This is a genomic window from Bacillus sp. 3G2, assembly GCF_044324725.1.
Classification (GTDB): domain Bacteria; phylum Bacillota; class Bacilli; order Bacillales; family Bacillaceae_G; genus Bacillus_A; species Bacillus_A mobilis.
Window position 1 is genome coordinate 4,070,412 of record NZ_CP172246.1, and the last position, 17,635, is coordinate 4,088,046.

The window sequence follows — 17,635 nt, forward strand, 5'->3', positions numbered from 1 at the left end:
ACCGTATACGGCCCAAAATTATATTTGAAACTTATCAAGTTGTTCTAAGAAACGTCTTGATTTCAAATAAATCCCGCAATATTCATCATAATATGTATTCAATACTAAACGCATTTGTTTTTTTGTGCTATCCTTCACTGATACATTCCCAAGTCTATGTAAATCGAAGTGGTAGAAAAGACGTAATAATTTATGAACAGCTTCCCCCACTGGTATACGATACTGGTCTTGCTCAGCATGACGTGAGCACAGAAAACCGCCTTCTCGGACAGAGAAGGCGACAAAATCTGTTTCTTGATGACAAATCGCACATGTATCAAAATACGGGCGCATCCCTAATACCGGAAGCATTTTCGTTTGATAAATTAGTGATAATACTTCTGAATCAACACCCTCACACATATAATGCAACGTTTGATATAACATTTCAAATAAATATGGATTATGTTTTTTATCTTCTGTTGCTTTATCAGTTAACTCAACAATAAATGATGCATAAGCAGTTAAAAATATATCCTCGCGAATTTCTTTCATAGTTGAAATAATCTCGCCTTGTTGTAAAGTTCCAAGTCCAGATCCCATTTGAATAAGAAAATTACCATGTGTCATAAGTTGCGAAACAGATGCTAACCGGCTTTTCGGTTTTTTCGCTCCTCTTGCCATTGCACTTACCTTACCCAATTCTCTTGAGAATATTGTAACAATCTTGTTCGTTTCTCCGTAATCTGTCGTACGGATAACGATGCCCTCAACTTTTTGAAACATGTTCGTCACCATCCAAGGTTTGAACAAAACGGGTCAAGAAATTGGAGAGTCTAGATGTGCTAGCTCCTCTTCATGTTGATCCATCTCATCGTTTACGTCTTTTTCCATTTCTTTCAAAAGCAAGTACGTTTCAATGCTTCCTGTTTTGGAGAAAAACTTCCAGGTAAAATCTAGCATAAGAATCCACCTTTCTCAATAAGCGTAGCCTATAAACCAATTTCCTTTGTTGTTATTAAATTGACCCATTTTGTCCATTTTCATGTGAGAAAAATTTTTCCTAATTTATCAAAACTCATAAAAACCAATAATCAGCGGATGAACAAAACATCCGCTGATTACAGCTTTACTCTATTTTAGTACTCGTCTTCGCGGAAACCAAGGTCACGAAGCTGAGACATTTTATTACGCCAATCTTTTTGCACTTTTACCCATACTTCTAAAAATACTTTAGAACCAAGTAATGCTTCAATATCAAAACGAGCTCGCTTACCAACTTCTTTTAACATCTTCCCTTGTTTTCCGATAATAATCCCTTTTTGCGATGGACGTTCCACAACAATCGTTGCATTGATATAAACTGCCCCGCCTTCGCGTTTTTGAATTGCATCGATAACAACAGCCACAGAATGCGGCACTTCTTCACGTGTTAAATGTAGTACTTTCTCACGAATAAGCTCTGCAATAATAAATCTCTCTGGATGATCCGTTACTTGATTATCTGGGTAGTACTGTGGTCCTTCTGGTAAATACTTTTTAATTGTTCCAATTAAAGCGTCCACATTATTACCATCTAATGCAGAAATCGGTACAATCTCTGCAAAATCATGTAGTTTGCGGTATTGATCAATTAACTCTAATAATTGCTCTGGATGAAGTTGGTCAATTTTATTAATTACTAAAAATACTGGTTGTTTCGTTTCTTTTAATTTCTCAATGATAAATTCTTCACCACGACCAAATCCTTCAACTGCATTGACCATAAACAGAACAATATCAACTTCTTTTAATGTCGTTTGAGCCATCTTCACCATGAAGTCGCCTAATTTATGTTTAGGTTTATGTATTCCTGGTGTATCAATGAAAATTACTTGTGAATCATTTTCTGTATATACGCCTTGAATTTTATTACGAGTTGTTTGTGGCTTGTCACTCATAATGGCAATTTTCTGGCCGATAATACGATTTAAAAATGTAGATTTTCCAACATTCGGTCTGCCAATAATAGAGACAAAACCTGATTTATAACCTTTTCTATTCATGTAAATCCTCCGCTAAAAATGCTCCTGGCAACAATTCTCCGACTGTCGTCTCTTGAACGTCACCATGTAAATTTGATAGGTATACTTTCGTATCCTGTTTACATAATTCTACCATAACTTGGCGACATGCTCCACAAGGAGGTACCGGACGCTTTGTATCCGCCACAATTGCGATAGCTACAAACTCTTTATCTCCTTCAGAAACCGCCTTAAATAAAGCTGTTCTTTCTGCACAGTTACATAAGCCATATGATGCATTCTCAACATTACATCCACGATATACTTTTCCATCCTGTGTTAATAATGCTGCACCTACTTGAAATTTAGAATATGGTACGTACGCTTGTTTACGCGCTTCGATTGCTTCTTGAATTAATTGTTCACTATTCATGTTCCCGCATCCTTCCTGTCCACAGCTGTGAATAGATACACTCTCTGATTAAAGGCCTTTACGGCACTTCCAAAGCTTAATAAAAGCTTTGGAATGCAACTATACCACATACGGCAAAAAGATAATAGCACCAATTATAACGGCTATTATCGCAAACAATAAAACCGCTCCGGCTGCGACATCCTTTGCAATTTTCGCAAACGGATGTATATCGGTAGTCGCTAAATCTACTGTTTTTTCCACAGCCGTATTTACCATCTCTAAACTCATTACAATTCCTATTACAATAAGTAATACCATCCACTCTACTTTCGTAATATGGAAATAAAAGCCGCAGCATATAACAATGACTGCGGCTAAATAATGAATTTTCATATTTCGTTCATGACGAAGACAAAAGAATATACCTGCTATAGCATATCCAAAACTATTTATAAGTTTTCCTTTTTTCATCGACCTAATCCAAATGCCTCTAAAATTTCTTTTTGTCTTCCAAACATTTCTTTTTCATCCTCTTCTGTCATGTGGTCATAACCAAGTAAATGTAAAAAGCCATGTAACGCTAAAAAGCCAAGTTCACGATCAAAAGAATGTCCATACTCTTCAGCTTGTTCTTTCGCTCTCGGAATAGAAATAATAAGGTCACCTAACATACGAGGCATCTCTGCACCTACAATTTCCATCTCTCCTTCTCCCATTTCTTCCATAGCAAAGGAAATGACATCAGTAGGCTGATCCTTATCTCGGTAATCACGATTAATCTCGCGAATGCGTTCATTATCTACAAATGTCACTGATAACTCCGCACCATCCTCTATTTTTTCCATTTGAGCTGCTTTTTCTAATATCTCACGAATTAAATTCACATATTCTTCTTTCACTTCTTCTGTTTCATCAATGAAATCAATTAATAAACTCATTCTTTCTCCTTCTCTTCCGGTAGTTCCGGATATGTAATACGCGAATGGAAAATACCATTTAACGTTTCACATAACGTTTTTCCAACGATTTGTAGTTCCTTAAACGTCAAATCACATTCACTAAATTGCCCATCTTGCAGGCGATCTTTAATAATACTTTGTACTAAATTATTTATTTGATCTGGCGTTGGGTGATTCATAGAACGTACCGCCGCCTCAACACTATCAGCAATACCAACAATTGCCGACTCTTTAGAAGTTGCTTTTGATCCCGGATAGCGGAACATCTCTTCTGTATATTTTTCTTTATCTTCTTTAATTGCCTTATAATAAAAATATTTAAGTAATGTTGTACCATGGTGTTGTCCAGCAATATCGATAATTTCTTGCGGAATATGGTATTCTTCGAGCATTCTGACTCCATCTGTTACATGAGCAATGATAATATCTTTACTCGTCACAGGGTCTAATTTATCATGCGGATTTTCAATTCCCATCTGGTTTTCAATAAAGAATTGCGGTTGTACTGTTTTTCCTACATCATGATAATAAGCCCCTACACGTGCTAATACACCATTCGCTCCAACCGCTTCACATGCTGCCTCAGAAAGATTCGCTACCATTACACTGTGGTGATATGTTCCTGGCGCTTCTAACAAAATTCTACGCAAGAGCGGATGATTCGGACTTGATAGTTCCATAAGCTTCATGCTTGATACAATTCCAAGTCCACTCTCTAAATATGGTAATATCCCCATCGCTAAAACGGATGAAATAATCCCTGAAACGGAAGCCATCAATAATTGCGTTCCAATTTCAAGAGGTGAAAAATTCCCATTACGTAATAATAATAACGCCGCTAAGACAACTACATTTAAGATAGAAACGAGTATACCAGCTTGCAAAATCATCGTACGACGATTTTTTTCTCTTAAGAAAATGCTTACTGATAATGAACTTAATAACACATAAATACCTACACTATAATTCAGTGTACTTGTTACTCCTTCATTAAACATAATACTTCCGCACACAGAAAAAATCATACTTGTTAAAAATACAAATCGATCGCCAATCATTAGTTTTACAAGTATTGTTCCCATCGCAACTGGGACAACATACGCAATCCCTGCATATTCAAGCTTTTGAAACAAACTAATAATTTTCATTAAAACAATCGTGATAGACAAAATTGTAATATACGCTAAAATATACGGTCTATCTTCCCTTTTACGCTGTAAAAATACTTCAAACTGCTTATGCATAAAGTACAGTAACACACCAATGAGCACAGCTAATCCAACATAAGGCTGAAAACTATTACCTTTCTCTAATAAACCGACTAATTTCAACTGATTATACATATCACTTGAAATTGTTTCACCTTCTCTAACAATAACTTGTCCTTGAAGAATATAAACAGGTGGAACTAAATCTTCTTCCGCTTTCTTCTTCTCTTTCGTTACAGCCGGATCATAAAAATAATTCGCTGCAATCGCATATGATCCTAGCGCATTCACAGCTTCCTTCAATCCACTATTCACATTGAGGCTTTTCATTTCATTAACAAATCGCTCTTTTGCTGCTATTTCTTCGGACATTTTAATATTTCCACCCATAATAACACTAACAGACGTTAAAGCCGCGTTCTTTGCTAATTCTAATTGATCCGGTTCTGCATTAATAAAATATAATAAATTCTCATCCGATAATTCTTTTGTTAAATTAGATGGTAACTTCTTCTTCAACTTTTCTAATTTATTTGCATCGGTCATCTTTTTTTGCTCTTCAGGCCCAGCAGCTTTCATCTCCTGAATTACTTCATTTACCTTAGCAAAAACATCATTTACAATATCTACTCTATTTTGTTTATATTCACTTCTATATGTATATTGATCCCCGACTTTTTGAGCGGCCTCTTGTTTTTTTCTGTCCGTTATAACCTTATCTTCAATTTTAATAGGAGAATGAATTGTTTTTTTCGCAATAGAATACATATCAACATCTAATTGCTCTGGTTTTACATTATTCATAAGTGCAAAAAACAGCACTGCTCCTAACAAAACGTAAGAAATCCAACTTAGTTTTTTCGAATGTTGTAAATTACGAAACCACTTAGAAATTTCTTGAGCTCTTAACATGATTTCAATACCTTCTCCTCTCCAGAAATAAAGTGAAACTATTTATAGCTTTCATTTCTTCTAGCCAACGATACTTTTAGAGAACACTTTGATACACCAGTACCTATAGTTTATTTCTCTTATCTTTTATGATAGTAAAAAATATGCCGTTCGCCAACCTTAATACAAAAAGAAATGATCCTGACAAATAGGATCATTCCATTTTATCATATGCCTCAATAATACGTTGCACCAGCGGATGCCTCACAACGTCCGTTTGTTCTAATGTAATGAACGAAAGACCTGATACACCAGATAAAATGTTAGAAGCTAGCGAAAGCCCTGATTTTACCCCTTTTGGTAAGTCTACTTGTGAAGGGTCTCCCGTAATAACCATTTTAGAACTAAAACCTAATCTAGTTAAAAACATTTTTATTTGTGCACCCGTTGTATTTTGCGCTTCATCTAAAATAACAAATGAATCATCGAGCGTACGCCCTCTCATATAAGCTAGAGGCGCGATTTCAATTACCCCTCGCTCCATCATACGCTGTGTATATTCTTGTCCAAGAATATCGTGCAACGCATCATACAATGGACGTAAATATGGATCTACTTTCTCTTTCAAATCACCTGGTAAAAACCCTAAACTTTCTCCAGCTTCTACAGCCGGTCTCGTTAAAATGATTTTCTTTACATACCCTTGCTTTAAAGCTCTTACAGCCATTACTACAGCTAAGTATGTTTTCCCAGTCCCAGCAGGTCCTATTCCAAATACAACATCATTCTTCTTCATTGCATGAATGTATCTTCTTTGCCCCATTGTTTTTACACGAATGGATTTACCTTTTGCCGTTTTAAAGATTTCTTCTTCATATAACTCTTCAAATTGAGCAATTTTCCCTTGTTGTGCGAGCTGAATTGCATACGCAACATCTCTTTCTGTAATTGATACACCTTTTCGAATCACAACAAGTAATTGCTGTAAGATTTTTTCTACGAGTGTCACAGTTTCAACTGCTCCAGATGCATGAACAGTTTCACCTCTAGTTACAATCGATACATTCAGTTCCCGTTCAATTACTTTCAAATGAGCATCATTGACTCCAAAAAGAGCGATTGCTTCGTTAGTATTTTCCAATTGTTGGTTCATTTCTACTAATTGTTCTGCCATTACTCAGTCTCCTTGAATATCGGATTCGGATATCGGTTGTGGCTCTGCAATATTTTCGATCACAGTATAATGCAATGTGACTTTTAGTTGATCCGCCTCAACCTGTTTACTCAAAATCTTATCACTTACAATCATAGCATGTTCATCCAATTTTTTCTTTAGTTCTTTTTCAGCCATCTCTTTCGCTACTTTCATTGCCTGTTTTTCTGTATATTCCCGATTCGCTTCTTCCTCTTCTCGCACGATATCTTTTTCGTACGCGATTGGCAGTGTAAAACCAAATAGTTTCACATCGTGTTTTACACTTTCCGTACGAGAGCGTTTATACTTATCATGTTGAAATCCCCATATTTTTATTTTCGTACTCCCAAATGTAAGGTAATGCTCATTATATGCATTGCCAGTATATACTTGAAATTGCGTCTTTAGTGGCACATTCACCTCAGATGTGTACCACGTTTCTCCATATACAATACCTTGGGCCGAAACAATCGTCGGACTCTCCTCGTTACCGTATATCCCTGATACGAGAAGCTGCCCTTTTTCGACATGATCATTTTTCAAGACAACGGGTTTTCCTACTTCAACAAATGTTTTTGTCACAATCGCTTCTTTTTTTGCTACTAAATTTTGCGGCCTTTGTTCCTTTTCTTTTTTCGGCTCGTTTTTTTCAACAATTTTAAAATGGTACGTCGTTCCTCTTATTTCTAGTCCCGCCCAAGTAATCGCATTAATATTGTCTGTCAAGTGACGCTGTACATCTTCTACATTAGGCATCTGGAATTGTAATTTTCCTTTTTTAATACCCATTTTGTCCAATTCTTTCATCAATATATATTCTGTTTCAGGTTTCGCTCCTGTAATTTCAATTTTCCAAACCATATTGGATAATGCAATCATACCAAAAAAGAAAATTAAAAAACCAATTAAGAATCCACTATTTTTAATTAAACGCTTATTCAAAAAAGGAAAACCGTAACGCCCAATAAAATATAGTTTACATTCATTTTTTCTATAAATTGGTTTTATTTTCTTCACATCTCGTAATAACATACAAAAAACTAACGTTTCATCAGCAATCTTCTTAACATCCCAAACTAATAATTTTCTACGCACACATTCGTTAACGAACCGTTCCGCTCCTCTACCTTCAATTCGTACTTTTACATATCCAAGCCACTTTATAAACCATTTATTTTTCATCTACTATCTCCACTACCTTTCCAAAAGTATACACACTACTTTTTTCGCTTTAATTAGCAAAATAGCTCGTACGAAAATGAAATAAAGAGTTCTACCACCCATAAATAGCGAGATAAACTGAATAGTAAGGTCGAATCACGAAAATAACGAAGAAAAACTTCACATATGGAAGTTTCCCTCACTCCTCTTTTTTTTCGTTTTCTAAAAACGTCACTTGCTCAATTATTCCTTCAAGTAAAAGTTCTTCTGGAAGGATTGTTTTAATAATAAAGGATTGCCCTTTAATTAATAATTGACCGTGCTTTAATAACAATCTTACTTCTTTATCTGAAAACACTAATAAACCCCGATGATTTTCTATATAGATATGCACTTGCCCAACAAGCGTGATCCGAGGTAGATCCATTAGCACATCCACTGGCAGGTCTATTTGCTTTGTTAACCAATTCTTCATTTGTTCTAATTTTTTCATCTCAAAAGACCCCCTCTCATCCCATATGTATGAAAAAAGAGCTTGTAATATCACGTCCAAACTGAAAAAAAGCATAAAAAAACGTCTCATACGAAATGAGACGTTTTTTTATGCTAATAGCTGGATAACCAACTTATTCACAAGTGATCCGTCTGTTTTACCTTTTACTTTCGGCATAACAGCAGTCATCACCTTACCCATATCTGCTTTAGAAGTCGCACCAACTTCAGAAATAACTTGCTTAATTACATTCGCTAGTTCTTCTTCTGTTAATTGCTCCGGCAAATATGCGCTTAAAATCTGAATTTCACTTTGCAGTTTATTAACAAGGTCTTCACGACCAGCTTTTTTAAATTCAAGGAGGGAGTCCTTATACTGTTTTACTTCACGAGCTAAAACTGTTAGTTCCTCTTCTTCAGTAAGAGTATGTTGCAGTTTAATACCTTCATTTTGTAAAGCAGCCTTAACCATACGAATAACGGTTAATTTTTCTTTTTGTTTATTCTTCATCGCTTGTTTCATATCATCGTTTAAACGACCGAGAAGACTCATAACTTACACCCTCTCTTAGAATTTACGCTTTCTTGCCGCTTCAGATTTCTTCTTACGTTTTACACTTGGCTTTTCATAAAACTCGCGCTTTCTTGCTTCAGCAAGTGTACCAGTTTTAGAAACCGATCTTTTAAAACGGCGAAGTGCATCCTCCAAAGACTCGTTTTTACGAACGACTGTTTTTGACATTCTCTTTCCCTCCCTCCGAAACATCACACTTACATACTAATTTCAGCATGCAAAAAGAAACCCTTCTTCAGCATGTCTTTTACGATTATAATACATTTTATCACTTCAGGTCAACTATTTGGCAGAATAAAAGAAGAATAGATGCCCTTCCCTGTTCAAAAGCTATGTAGATAGCTATTATTCTTTCCCTCTGAAGACAACTATATTTTTATCTTTACACCTTTTTTAATACAAGAAAATATTAAATAACTACTCATTCGATGTCCCTGCCTTTTCAGCACTTAAATTCTCCACAAAAAAAGCATGCAAATCGTTTCCGTTTGCATGCCTTTTTATGCCGCTATTTACCAGGGCAGTAAGACCCCACCTAAAAATTCAGCCAAAACAAAGAAGTCAGGCGGGGATCGGCTGCCCGTAAAAGCCCGATTGGTGAAGGCTAATAATCAGCGGGGGGATTCATCCCCCCGCTGATTAAAGTTTCACTTTATGCGCTTGCTGATTCTTTTTTTACATCATCTTCAAGAACACGAACAAATTGCGCTTCGTTATATGGATAACCAGCTTTCGTAATTTTCACTTTCACTAGTTTACCAATTAATTCTTCTGATCCTTCAAATACAATTTTCAAGTAGTTATCTGTATAACCTACATATAACCCTTCGCGGTCGCCCTCTTTAAATTGCTCTTCTGGAATGATTTCAAGTACTTCGCCTTCAAACTGTGACGCATACTCTTTCGCTAATTGATTAGATAGTTCAATTAAACGGTGCACACGATCGTTCTTCACATCTTCAGGAACTTGATCTTCCATACGCGCTGCAGGTGTTCCCGTACGTTTTGAATAAGGGAATACGTGTAACTCAGAGAAGCGATTCTCTTTAATGAAATTGTATGTTTCCATGAATTCTTCTTCTGTTTCACCTGGGAAACCAACGATTACGTCCGATGTAATCGCAAGACCTGGTAACGCTTCTTTCAAACGATCTAAACGCTCTTGGAAAAATTCCATCGTATACTTACGACGCATACGTTTTAATACTGTATTAGATCCAGATTGCAACGGAATGTGTAAGTGACGTACAACTACTCCAGACTTATCTAACACTTCAATTACTTCATCTGAAATCTGACTCGCTTCAATAGAAGAAATACGAAGACGTTTTAATCCGCCTACTTCCGCTTCCATATCACGAAGTAATCCAGCTAAGTTATAATCTTTAATATCTTCACCGTACCCACCTGTATGAATACCTGTTAATACGATTTCTTTATAGCCTGCATCTACTAATTGCTGCGCTTGTTTAATAACTTCTTTCCCATCACGAGAACGCATTAAACCACGCGCCCAAGGAATAATACAGAATGTACAGAAGTTATTACAACCTTCTTGTATTTTTAAAGATGCACGTGTACGATCCGTGAAATAAGGTACATCCAGTTCTTCGTATACACGTGTTTTCATAATGTTGCGGACAGCATTAATTGGCTGACGCTCTTTGCGGAATTCTTCGATGTATCCTAACATCTTTTCACGATCCTGTGTACCAACTACAATATCTACACCTGGAATCGCCATAATTTCCGCTGGAGATGTTTGTGCATAACATCCAGTTACACAAATAACCGCGTCCGGATTTTGGCGAACAGCACGTCTAATAACTTGACGGCTTTTCTTATCTCCCGTATTCGTTACTGTACACGTATTAATAACGTATACATCAGATTTCTTTTCATATTCAGTTCTTTCATATCCACCTTGTTTAAACAATTGCCAAATGGCTTCTGTTTCATAGTGGTTTACTTTACAACCTAACGTATGGAACGCAACAGTTGACATTGATCATCACCCCATCAATTCAAAATGATACGAAGCAGCACTTAACGCGTATAACGGCGCCGTTTCTGTTCTTAAAATTCTTGGTCCTAAACTACATGGTACAAATTTATGTTCACGAAGCGTTGTAATCTCTTCCTCAGCTAAACCGCCTTCTGGGCCAAATACAATCAATAGCTTTTGACCTGGTTTCATCGTCGTTAAAGCTTTCGCAAAGTTAGATTTCTCGCCTTGTTTTGCTTCCTCTTCGTAAGCAACAAGACAAACATCATACTCACCGCTCATCGAAAGCAATTGTTTAAATGATGCCGGAGCATGTACTTCTGGAACTTCACTTCTATGTGATTGTTCCGCAGCTTCTTTCACAATTTTTCTTAAACGCTCAACTTTTTTATCAGCTTTTTTCGCATCCCATTTTACAATAGAACGAGATGCTTGAAATGGTAAGAATGCAGCTGCCCCAAGCTCAGTTCCTTTTTGAAAAATTAACTCTAGCTTGTCTCCTTTCGGCAGTCCACTTGCAATCGTCACGAAAACAGGAAGTTCACTTGACGCCTCTACCCATTCTACAATAGCCGTATTAATAAATTCACTGGTAATTTCATCAATTGAACATACGGCTGTTTTTCCGTTTACACAGCAATAAATGTGATCACCAGCTGACATACGCATCACTCTTGCGATATGATGTACGTCATCACCTACAATGCGAATACTTGTCTCATTTACATATTTCTCTTCTACAAAATAACGTTGCATATAATCACCTTAGTAGAGTTTCGTTCCTTTCGTAAGTCAATACTTACGAAAAGAACGAAACGTTATCATTTTTCATATAACAAACGGCAAGTCCCTCACTTTATAGTGAGAGACTCCCCTTTTCATTATAGACTAAAATCTATATTACGCATTTCGTGCAATAATTGCTACCCAATCTTCCATTCGTAATACTTCTTCAATTGTAAATCCAGCTTTTTCTAGCGCTTCAGAAATTAACTTTTCCTTCGCCGCAATAATGCCCGATGTAATAAATAATCCGCCCGACTTCACAACTCTTGCTGCATCCTCAGGGAATAAAAGAATAATTTCTGCTAATAAGTTAGCTACGATTAAATCAACAGGACCTTCAATACCTTCTAAAAGACTGTTTTGTCCAACAGACACGATATCATCTGTTTTATTTAAACGTACATTCATTTCTGCACTTTCCACTGCAACCGGATCTAAATCATACGCTTGAACAGAAGACGCACCTAATTTTGCCGCTGCAATACTAAGTACACCAGAACCTGTTCCTACATCAATGATCGTATCACCTGACTGAACTGTTTTTTCTAAAGCACGAATACACATCGTTGTTGTCGGATGAGTTCCTGTCCCAAAGGCCATACCTGGATCTAATTCAATAATTTTTTCTTCCGGAGAAGCTGGTGTATACTCTTCCCACGTCGGCACAATTGTGAATGTATCAGAAATTTGTACTGGATGGTAATACTTTTTCCAAGCAGTAGCCCAATCTTCTTCATTGACTTCGTTAACGGTAATATTTCCAGTACCAATTTCGATGTCGTAAGATGGAAGCATATCAATAGATGATTTTACACCCGCAATCGTTTCCTGTAAAGAATCCGTTTGTGGGAAATATGCTTTTATTAATACACCTTCCGCCGGATATTCATCTGGGTTCAATGCATAAATTTCACCATATTGTTGCTCGCGCTCTTTCGTCAACTCCGCTGGATCCTCAATTGCAACTCCACTAGCACCAGCTTCATGTAAAATATGAGAGACAGCTTCTACTGCTTCTTCTGTTGTATGAATACTAACTTCTGACCATTTCACAATTTACCAACTCCATTTTTTATTTCCATTATTCCCCTTTGATAGCACGTTTAAGCTTTCCAAACAAACTATCATCCTGCTCTTCTTGTCCCGCAAATTCACGTAATAAATCTTTTTGATGTGAAGTTAATTTCGTCGGTACAACAACACGAACAACTACATATTGATCTCCTTGACCGTATCCACGTACGTTCGGAGCACCTTTTCCTTTTAAGCGGAATTCTGTTCCTGTTTGTGTTCCTGCTGGAATTTTCAGCTTCACTTTCCCATGAACAGTAGGAACTTCCACTTCAGCACCAAGTGCCATTTGCGCAAATGTTAATGGCATTTCGCAAATAATGTGATCTCCTTCACGCTCAAAGAATTCATGATTTCTCACATGAACAACTACATATAAATCCCCTGCTGGTCCGCCATTTACACCCGCTTCACCTTTTCCAGATACACGGATTTGTTGACCATTATCGATACCTGCTGGAATTTTAACGTTGATTTTTTTACGTTTACGTACTTTACCAGAACCGTGACATGTCGTACATTTTTCTTTAATCATTTGACCAGTTCCTGAACAGTGACCACAAGCTTGACGGTTTACGATACGACCAAATGGTGTATTTTGTTCTACACTTACTTGCCCTGAACCTGAACAATGTTTACATGTTTCTTTTGAAGTTCCTGGTTTCGCTCCGCTACCTTTACAAGTATCACATGGATCTTCTACTGGAATCTCGACATTTAATTCTTTACCAAAAATAGCTTCTTCAAACTCTAAAGTAACTTGATATTGTAAGTCAGCACCTTGACGCGGAGCATTTGGATCACGACGTCTACCGCCACCGCCGCCAAAGAACGAACTAAAGATATCTTCGAAACCGAAGCCACCGCCGAAGTCTCCTCCGCCGCCAAAGCCACCGAAACCTTGATTTGCACCAGCATGACCAAATTGATCATATTGCGCGCGCTTTTGATCGTCGCTTAATACTTCATATGCTTCTTGTACTTCTTTAAACTTTTCAATTGCATTTTCTTCTTTACTTACGTCTGGATGGTATTTTTTAGCCAAACGACGATACGCTTTTTTTATTTCATCTTTTGAAGCACCCTGGCTAAGTCCAAGGACCTCATAATAATCTCGTTTACTCATAAATTTACAACCCCCGAATCTTTCACATAAACGTAATTTTAACACCGAAAGAAAGTGCTTTGCAACAAAGTTTCCTCACTTACAGTATGCAAAGTAAAAAACTTAAGAACCTCACACTTTTCTTCTCATTCATGAAAAAAGCCAAAGCCAAGGCACGCTTGACTTTGACTTTTTGTCATCTTACTTATTTATATTACTTATCTTCTTTTACTTCTTCAAACTCAGCGTCTACTACATTGTCTTTTTTCGCGCCAGCATCTTGTGCTCCTTGTGCACCTTCTGCTTGCCCTGCAGCTGCTTGAGCTTGCTCGTATAATTTAACACTTAATTGTTGTACGATTTCTTGTAAAGCGTCTTTTTTCGCACGGATGTCCTCAAGCTCGTTCTTCTCGATCGCAGCTTGTAGTGCTTCTTTCGCTTCTGTTGCTTTTGCAACTTCAGCTGCATCCACTTTACCTTCTAAATCTTTTACAACTTTATCCGTTTGGAATACAAGTTGGTCCGCTTCGTTACGAAGTTCAACTTCTTCCTTACGTTTTTGGTCAGCGTCAGCATTCGCTTCTGCTTCTTGTACCATACGATCTACTTCTTCATCAGAAAGACCTGAAGAAGATTGGATTGTAATAGCTTGCTCCTTACTTGTTCCTAAGTCTTTTGCACGTACGTTAACAATACCGTTCGCATCAATATCGAATGTTACTTCGATTTGTGGAATACCACGTGGTGCTGGCGGAAGGTCTGTTAATTGGAAACGACCTAATGTTTTGTTGTCAGCTGACATTGGACGCTCACCTTGTAATACGTGAATGTCTACTGCCGGTTGGTTATCAGCAGCTGTTGAGAATACTTGTGACTTACTTGTTGGAATTGTAGTGTTACGCTCGATTAATTTCGTGAACACACCACCCATAGTTTCAATACCTAAAGAAAGTGGAGTTACGTCTAATAATAGTACGCCTTCTACATCACCAGTAAGTACGCCACCTTGAACTGCAGCACCTAATGCTACAACTTCATCAGGATTTACACCTTTATATGGTTCTTTACCAGTTTCACGTTTAATAGCTTCTTGTACAGCTGGGATACGAGTAGATCCACCAACAAGGATAACTTTATCTAATTCACTTGGAGCAAAACCAGCGTCTTTTAATGCACGACGAGTTGGCTCTAACGTTCTTTCAACAAGACCTGCTGAAAGCTCTTCGAATTTCGCTCTTGTTAATGTTAATTCTAAGTGTAATGGACCAGCAGCTCCAGCACTAATGAATGGTAATGAAATTTGTGTTTGTGTTACGCCAGAAAGATCTTTTTTCGCTTTTTCAGCTGCATCTTTCAAACGTTGAAGTGCCATTTTATCTTGGCTTAAATCAATGTTATTTTCTTTTTTGAACTCAGCTACTAAGTGGTCAATAATAACTTGGTCAAAGTCATCTCCACCAAGACGGTTGTCACCAGCAGTTGAAATAACTTCGAATGTTCCGTCTGCTAACTCAAGGATAGATACGTCAAATGTACCGCCACCTAAGTCATATACTAAGATTTTTTGCTCTTCATCTTGTTTTTCTAAACCGTAAGCAAGCGCTGCTGCTGTTGGTTCGTTAATGATACGCTCAACTTCTAAACCAGCGATACGACCAGCATCTTTTGTTGCTTGACGTTCTGCATCGTTGAAGTATGCAGGTACTGTAATAACAGCTTTCGTAACTGTTTCACCTAAGTATGCTTCAGCAGAAGCTTTTAGGTTTTGTAAAATGATTGCAGAAATTTCTTGAGGTGTATAATCTTTACCTTCAACTTCTACTTTGTAGTCTGTACCCATATGACGTTTAACAGACATGATTGTATTTGGGTTTGTAATTGCTTGACGCTTTGCAACTTCCCCAACTTGACGCTCTTCATTTTTGAAAGCTACAACAGATGGTGTTGTACGGTTTCCTTCTGGATTTGGGATAACCTTTGGTTCTCCACCTTCCATAACAGCTACACAAGAGTTTGTTGTACCTAAGTCAATACCGATAATTTTACTCATGGCGAATCCTCCTACTTTTATGTAAATTATTGATTTACTTTTACCATTGATGGGCGAATCACACGGTCTTTTAGTTTATAACCTTTTTGGAATTCTTCAACTACCGCGTTTGATTCAAATTCACTATCTTCCACTTGCATAATAGCTTGGTGTTCATTAGGATCGAACTGTTTACCAACAGATTCAACCACTTCAACGCCTTCTTTAGTCAACGCTTCTAACAATTGACGATGCACCATTTCCATACCTTGTAACAAGGATTTCGTTTGCTCATCAGTTGCTTCCACTTGCATCGCTCTTTCAAAATTATCAAGAGCTGGCAAAATGTCTGAAACTAGACTTTGTGCTCTATATTTTTCAGCAGCCTGTTTATCCATTTGGACACGACGCTTATAATTTTCAAAATCAGCTTGTAGACGTAATGTGCGACCTTCCGTTTCCGTTAGTTTCGCTTGTAACTCATCTACTTTTTCTTGTAAAAGAGCAGCCTCACTTTTTTCTTCTACAGTTTTTTCACTGTTTTCTGTCGTGACAGCTTCTTCAACTTGCGCTTCTTTTACTTCTTCTACCACTTGTTCGTTACGCTCTTCCACAATATTCACCTCCTTAAAAGGTATTAGGTATTATGCTGAACACAATTACCTAAGCATTATATATTACACACAGCAATGAAAATTTCATTACTTGAGCGAATGTATTACTCTCATTTACTTTTTAAGTCCATCAGTAAATTGTCTCGTAAATAACTGTAACAAACTAATTACCCGAGAGTATTGCATTCTTGTCGGACCTAAAATAGCAATTGTTCCAAGTTGCTCTTCTCCAATCGAATATGTTGCAGAAATTAAACTACAATCTTCCATGGCTGTCGCAGAGTTTTCCCTACCTATTTTCACTTGAATACCTACGTGTTTATGACGCAAAATGTCATAAAACTCGGCTTCATTATCAATCATCGTCAGTAAGGATCTTACTTTGTGAATGTCATGGAACTCTGGTTGCGAAAGCATATTTGCTTTGCCTCCAAAGTATATCTTTTCCGATAAAGGAACTTGAAATGTACCATCTAACATTTTTATTGCACTATCGTAATTATGAACATACCCACGTAAAACTGTAACAATCTCTTTAAAGATTTTGTTATGCAGTTCTGCCATTGGTACGCCCGACAGCTTTTCATTTAAAATATTAACCATTTTTTCTAAATCTGATAAATCAACAGATTCCGGAACGGTAATCGTTTTACTTTGTACATGCCCTGTATCCGTTACAATAATAGCGACTGCAGTTTGACGATCAAGCGGTACAATTTGTACGTTTTTAAGCTTATTTGTGCTTAACTTCGGTCCAAGAACAATGGCCGTATAATTCGTAAGCTCTGATAAAATTTGAGCCGATTGCTGTGCAATCTTTTCTGCTTCAAAAATTCTTTCAGCAAATAAATCTTTAATTTGTACAATTTCATCGTTCGGTAAGTTTTGCGGCGCTAAAAGATGGTCTACATAAAAACGATATCCTTTTTCAGAAGGAACACGTCCTGAAGAACTATGGGTTTTTTCAATAAATCCTAGTTCTTCTAAATCAGCCATTTCATTTCGAATAGTAGCTGAACTAAACGTAATTTCATCTTTCTTAGCCAACGTCCTCGACCCAACAGGTTGCGCTGATCCAATAAAGTCATCAATAATTGTTTGTAAAATTAAGAGCTGACGTTCCGTAAGCATCTCATCATCACCTCTGT

Annotated in this window: 19 protein-coding genes; all 19 read right to left on the reverse strand. The window is 37.1% G+C overall.

The annotated features are described in order from the left end of the window. Positions 1-18 precede the first annotated feature (18 nt). Positions 19-765: a DNA repair protein RecO gene (gene recO, locus ACHZK0_RS20885; RefSeq protein ID WP_000487012.1), complete on the reverse strand. Its 747-nt coding sequence runs from the start codon at positions 763-765 to the stop codon at positions 19-21. A gap of 33 nt (positions 766-798) precedes the next feature. Next, positions 799-942 (reverse strand): YqzL family protein, encoded by a 144-nt coding sequence (locus ACHZK0_RS20890; RefSeq protein ID WP_000883924.1) that lies wholly within the window; start codon positions 940-942, stop codon positions 799-801. 176 nt (positions 943-1,118) lie between these two features. Then, a complete protein-coding gene (era, locus tag ACHZK0_RS20895) occupies positions 1,119-2,024 on the reverse strand; it encodes a GTPase Era (RefSeq protein ID WP_001080235.1) in 906 nt (301 codons plus the stop codon). Continuing rightward, entirely contained in the window at positions 2,017-2,415 is a 399-nt protein-coding gene (locus ACHZK0_RS20900; protein ID WP_063260793.1) for a cytidine deaminase, read from the reverse strand. The genes era and ACHZK0_RS20900 overlap by 8 nt, the downstream gene beginning before the upstream one ends. Before the next feature lie 99 nt (positions 2,416-2,514). Then, on the reverse strand, positions 2,515-2,868 hold the full coding sequence (locus ACHZK0_RS20905; protein WP_000715483.1) for a diacylglycerol kinase family protein: 354 nt from the start codon (positions 2,866-2,868) through the stop codon (positions 2,515-2,517). Continuing rightward, a complete protein-coding gene (ybeY, locus tag ACHZK0_RS20910; RefSeq protein ID WP_000054689.1) occupies positions 2,865-3,335 on the reverse strand; it encodes an rRNA maturation RNase YbeY in 471 nt (156 codons plus the stop codon). The genes ACHZK0_RS20905 and ybeY overlap by 4 nt, the downstream gene beginning before the upstream one ends. Continuing rightward, entirely contained in the window at positions 3,332-5,476 is a 2,145-nt protein-coding gene (locus ACHZK0_RS20915; RefSeq protein WP_262740297.1) for an HD family phosphohydrolase, read from the reverse strand. Before ACHZK0_RS20915 ends, ybeY begins: the two co-directional genes overlap by 4 nt. A gap of 193 nt (positions 5,477-5,669) precedes the next feature. Beyond that, a complete protein-coding gene (locus ACHZK0_RS20920) occupies positions 5,670-6,629 on the reverse strand; it encodes a PhoH family protein (RefSeq protein WP_061677308.1) in 960 nt (319 codons plus the stop codon). Between the two features lie 3 nt (positions 6,630-6,632). Then, positions 6,633-7,832, reverse strand: a complete 1,200-nt coding sequence (gene yqfD, locus ACHZK0_RS20925) for a sporulation protein YqfD (RefSeq protein WP_097819255.1) — start codon at positions 7,830-7,832, stop codon at positions 6,633-6,635. 178 nt (positions 7,833-8,010) lie between these two features. Continuing rightward, the gene (gene yqfC / locus ACHZK0_RS20930) at positions 8,011-8,304 is read right to left on the reverse strand and encodes a sporulation protein YqfC (protein WP_000732264.1); all 294 of its coding nucleotides are present in this window, start codon (positions 8,302-8,304) and stop codon (positions 8,011-8,013) included. Between the two features lie 108 nt (positions 8,305-8,412). Then, a complete protein-coding gene (locus tag ACHZK0_RS20935; protein ID WP_000054579.1) occupies positions 8,413-8,856 on the reverse strand; it encodes a GatB/YqeY domain-containing protein in 444 nt (147 codons plus the stop codon). A gap of 15 nt (positions 8,857-8,871) precedes the next feature. Next, the gene (rpsU, locus tag ACHZK0_RS20940) at positions 8,872-9,045 is read right to left on the reverse strand and encodes a 30S ribosomal protein S21 (RefSeq protein ID WP_000048061.1); all 174 of its coding nucleotides are present in this window, start codon (positions 9,043-9,045) and stop codon (positions 8,872-8,874) included. A 484-nt stretch (positions 9,046-9,529) separates the two neighbouring features. Continuing rightward, positions 9,530-10,882: a tRNA (N(6)-L-threonylcarbamoyladenosine(37)-C(2))-methylthiotransferase MtaB gene (gene mtaB / locus ACHZK0_RS20945; RefSeq protein WP_262740298.1), complete on the reverse strand. Its 1,353-nt coding sequence runs from the start codon at positions 10,880-10,882 to the stop codon at positions 9,530-9,532. Positions 10,883-10,888: 6 nt separating this feature from the next. Next, positions 10,889-11,638, reverse strand: a complete 750-nt coding sequence (locus ACHZK0_RS20950; RefSeq protein ID WP_001190162.1) for a 16S rRNA (uracil(1498)-N(3))-methyltransferase — start codon at positions 11,636-11,638, stop codon at positions 10,889-10,891. A 144-nt stretch (positions 11,639-11,782) separates the two neighbouring features. Beyond that, on the reverse strand, positions 11,783-12,721 hold the full coding sequence (gene prmA / locus ACHZK0_RS20955; RefSeq protein ID WP_262740300.1) for a 50S ribosomal protein L11 methyltransferase: 939 nt from the start codon (positions 12,719-12,721) through the stop codon (positions 11,783-11,785). A gap of 28 nt (positions 12,722-12,749) precedes the next feature. Then, on the reverse strand, positions 12,750-13,865 hold the full coding sequence (dnaJ, locus tag ACHZK0_RS20960) for a chaperone protein DnaJ (RefSeq protein WP_262740301.1): 1,116 nt from the start codon (positions 13,863-13,865) through the stop codon (positions 12,750-12,752). A 193-nt stretch (positions 13,866-14,058) separates the two neighbouring features. Further along, positions 14,059-15,894: a chaperone protein DnaK gene (gene dnaK / locus ACHZK0_RS20965; RefSeq protein ID WP_073516545.1), complete on the reverse strand. Its 1,836-nt coding sequence runs from the start codon at positions 15,892-15,894 to the stop codon at positions 14,059-14,061. A 26-nt stretch (positions 15,895-15,920) separates the two neighbouring features. Next, positions 15,921-16,487, reverse strand: coding sequence for a nucleotide exchange factor GrpE (grpE, locus tag ACHZK0_RS20970; RefSeq protein WP_061677297.1), 567 nt, complete (start codon positions 16,485-16,487; stop codon positions 15,921-15,923). 114 nt (positions 16,488-16,601) lie between these two features. After that, on the reverse strand, positions 16,602-17,618 hold the full coding sequence (hrcA, locus tag ACHZK0_RS20975; RefSeq protein ID WP_262740302.1) for a heat-inducible transcriptional repressor HrcA: 1,017 nt from the start codon (positions 17,616-17,618) through the stop codon (positions 16,602-16,604). Positions 17,619-17,635 lie beyond the last annotated feature (17 nt).

Coding starts and splice junctions, on each gene's coding strand:
- ACHZK0_RS20935 (WP_000054579.1), bottom strand. CDS start 8,856: ATGAGTCTTCTCGGTCGTTTAAACGATGATATGAAACAAGCGATGAAG.
- hrcA (WP_262740302.1), bottom strand. CDS start 17,618: ATGCTTACGGAACGTCAGCTCTTAATTTTACAAACAATTATTGATGAC.
- dnaK (WP_073516545.1), bottom strand. CDS start 15,894: ATGAGTAAAATTATCGGTATTGACTTAGGTACAACAAACTCTTGTGTA.
- era (WP_001080235.1), bottom strand. CDS start 2,024: ATGAATAGAAAAGGTTATAAATCAGGTTTTGTCTCTATTATTGGCAGA.
- ACHZK0_RS20900 (WP_063260793.1), bottom strand. CDS start 2,415: ATGAATAGTGAACAATTAATTCAAGAAGCAATCGAAGCGCGTAAACAA.
- ybeY (WP_000054689.1), bottom strand. CDS start 3,335: ATGAGTTTATTAATTGATTTCATTGATGAAACAGAAGAAGTGAAAGAA.
- ACHZK0_RS20890 (WP_000883924.1), bottom strand. CDS start 942: ATGCTAGATTTTACCTGGAAGTTTTTCTCCAAAACAGGAAGCATTGAA.
- dnaJ (WP_262740301.1), bottom strand. CDS start 13,865: ATGAGTAAACGAGATTATTATGAGGTCCTTGGACTTAGCCAGGGTGCT.
- ACHZK0_RS20905 (WP_000715483.1), bottom strand. CDS start 2,868: ATGAAAAAAGGAAAACTTATAAATAGTTTTGGATATGCTATAGCAGGT.
- rpsU (WP_000048061.1), bottom strand. CDS start 9,045: ATGTCAAAAACAGTCGTTCGTAAAAACGAGTCTTTGGAGGATGCACTT.
- yqfC (WP_000732264.1), bottom strand. CDS start 8,304: ATGAAAAAATTAGAACAAATGAAGAATTGGTTAACAAAGCAAATAGAC.
- ACHZK0_RS20915 (WP_262740297.1), bottom strand. CDS start 5,476: ATGTTAAGAGCTCAAGAAATTTCTAAGTGGTTTCGTAATTTACAACAT.
- ACHZK0_RS20920 (WP_061677308.1), bottom strand. CDS start 6,629: ATGGCAGAACAATTAGTAGAAATGAACCAACAATTGGAAAATACTAAC.
- ACHZK0_RS20950 (WP_001190162.1), bottom strand. CDS start 11,638: ATGCAACGTTATTTTGTAGAAGAGAAATATGTAAATGAGACAAGTATT.
- mtaB (WP_262740298.1), bottom strand. CDS start 10,882: ATGTCAACTGTTGCGTTCCATACGTTAGGTTGTAAAGTAAACCACTAT.
- yqfD (WP_097819255.1), bottom strand. CDS start 7,832: ATGAAAAATAAATGGTTTATAAAGTGGCTTGGATATGTAAAAGTACGA.
- recO (WP_000487012.1), bottom strand. CDS start 765: ATGTTTCAAAAAGTTGAGGGCATCGTTATCCGTACGACAGATTACGGA.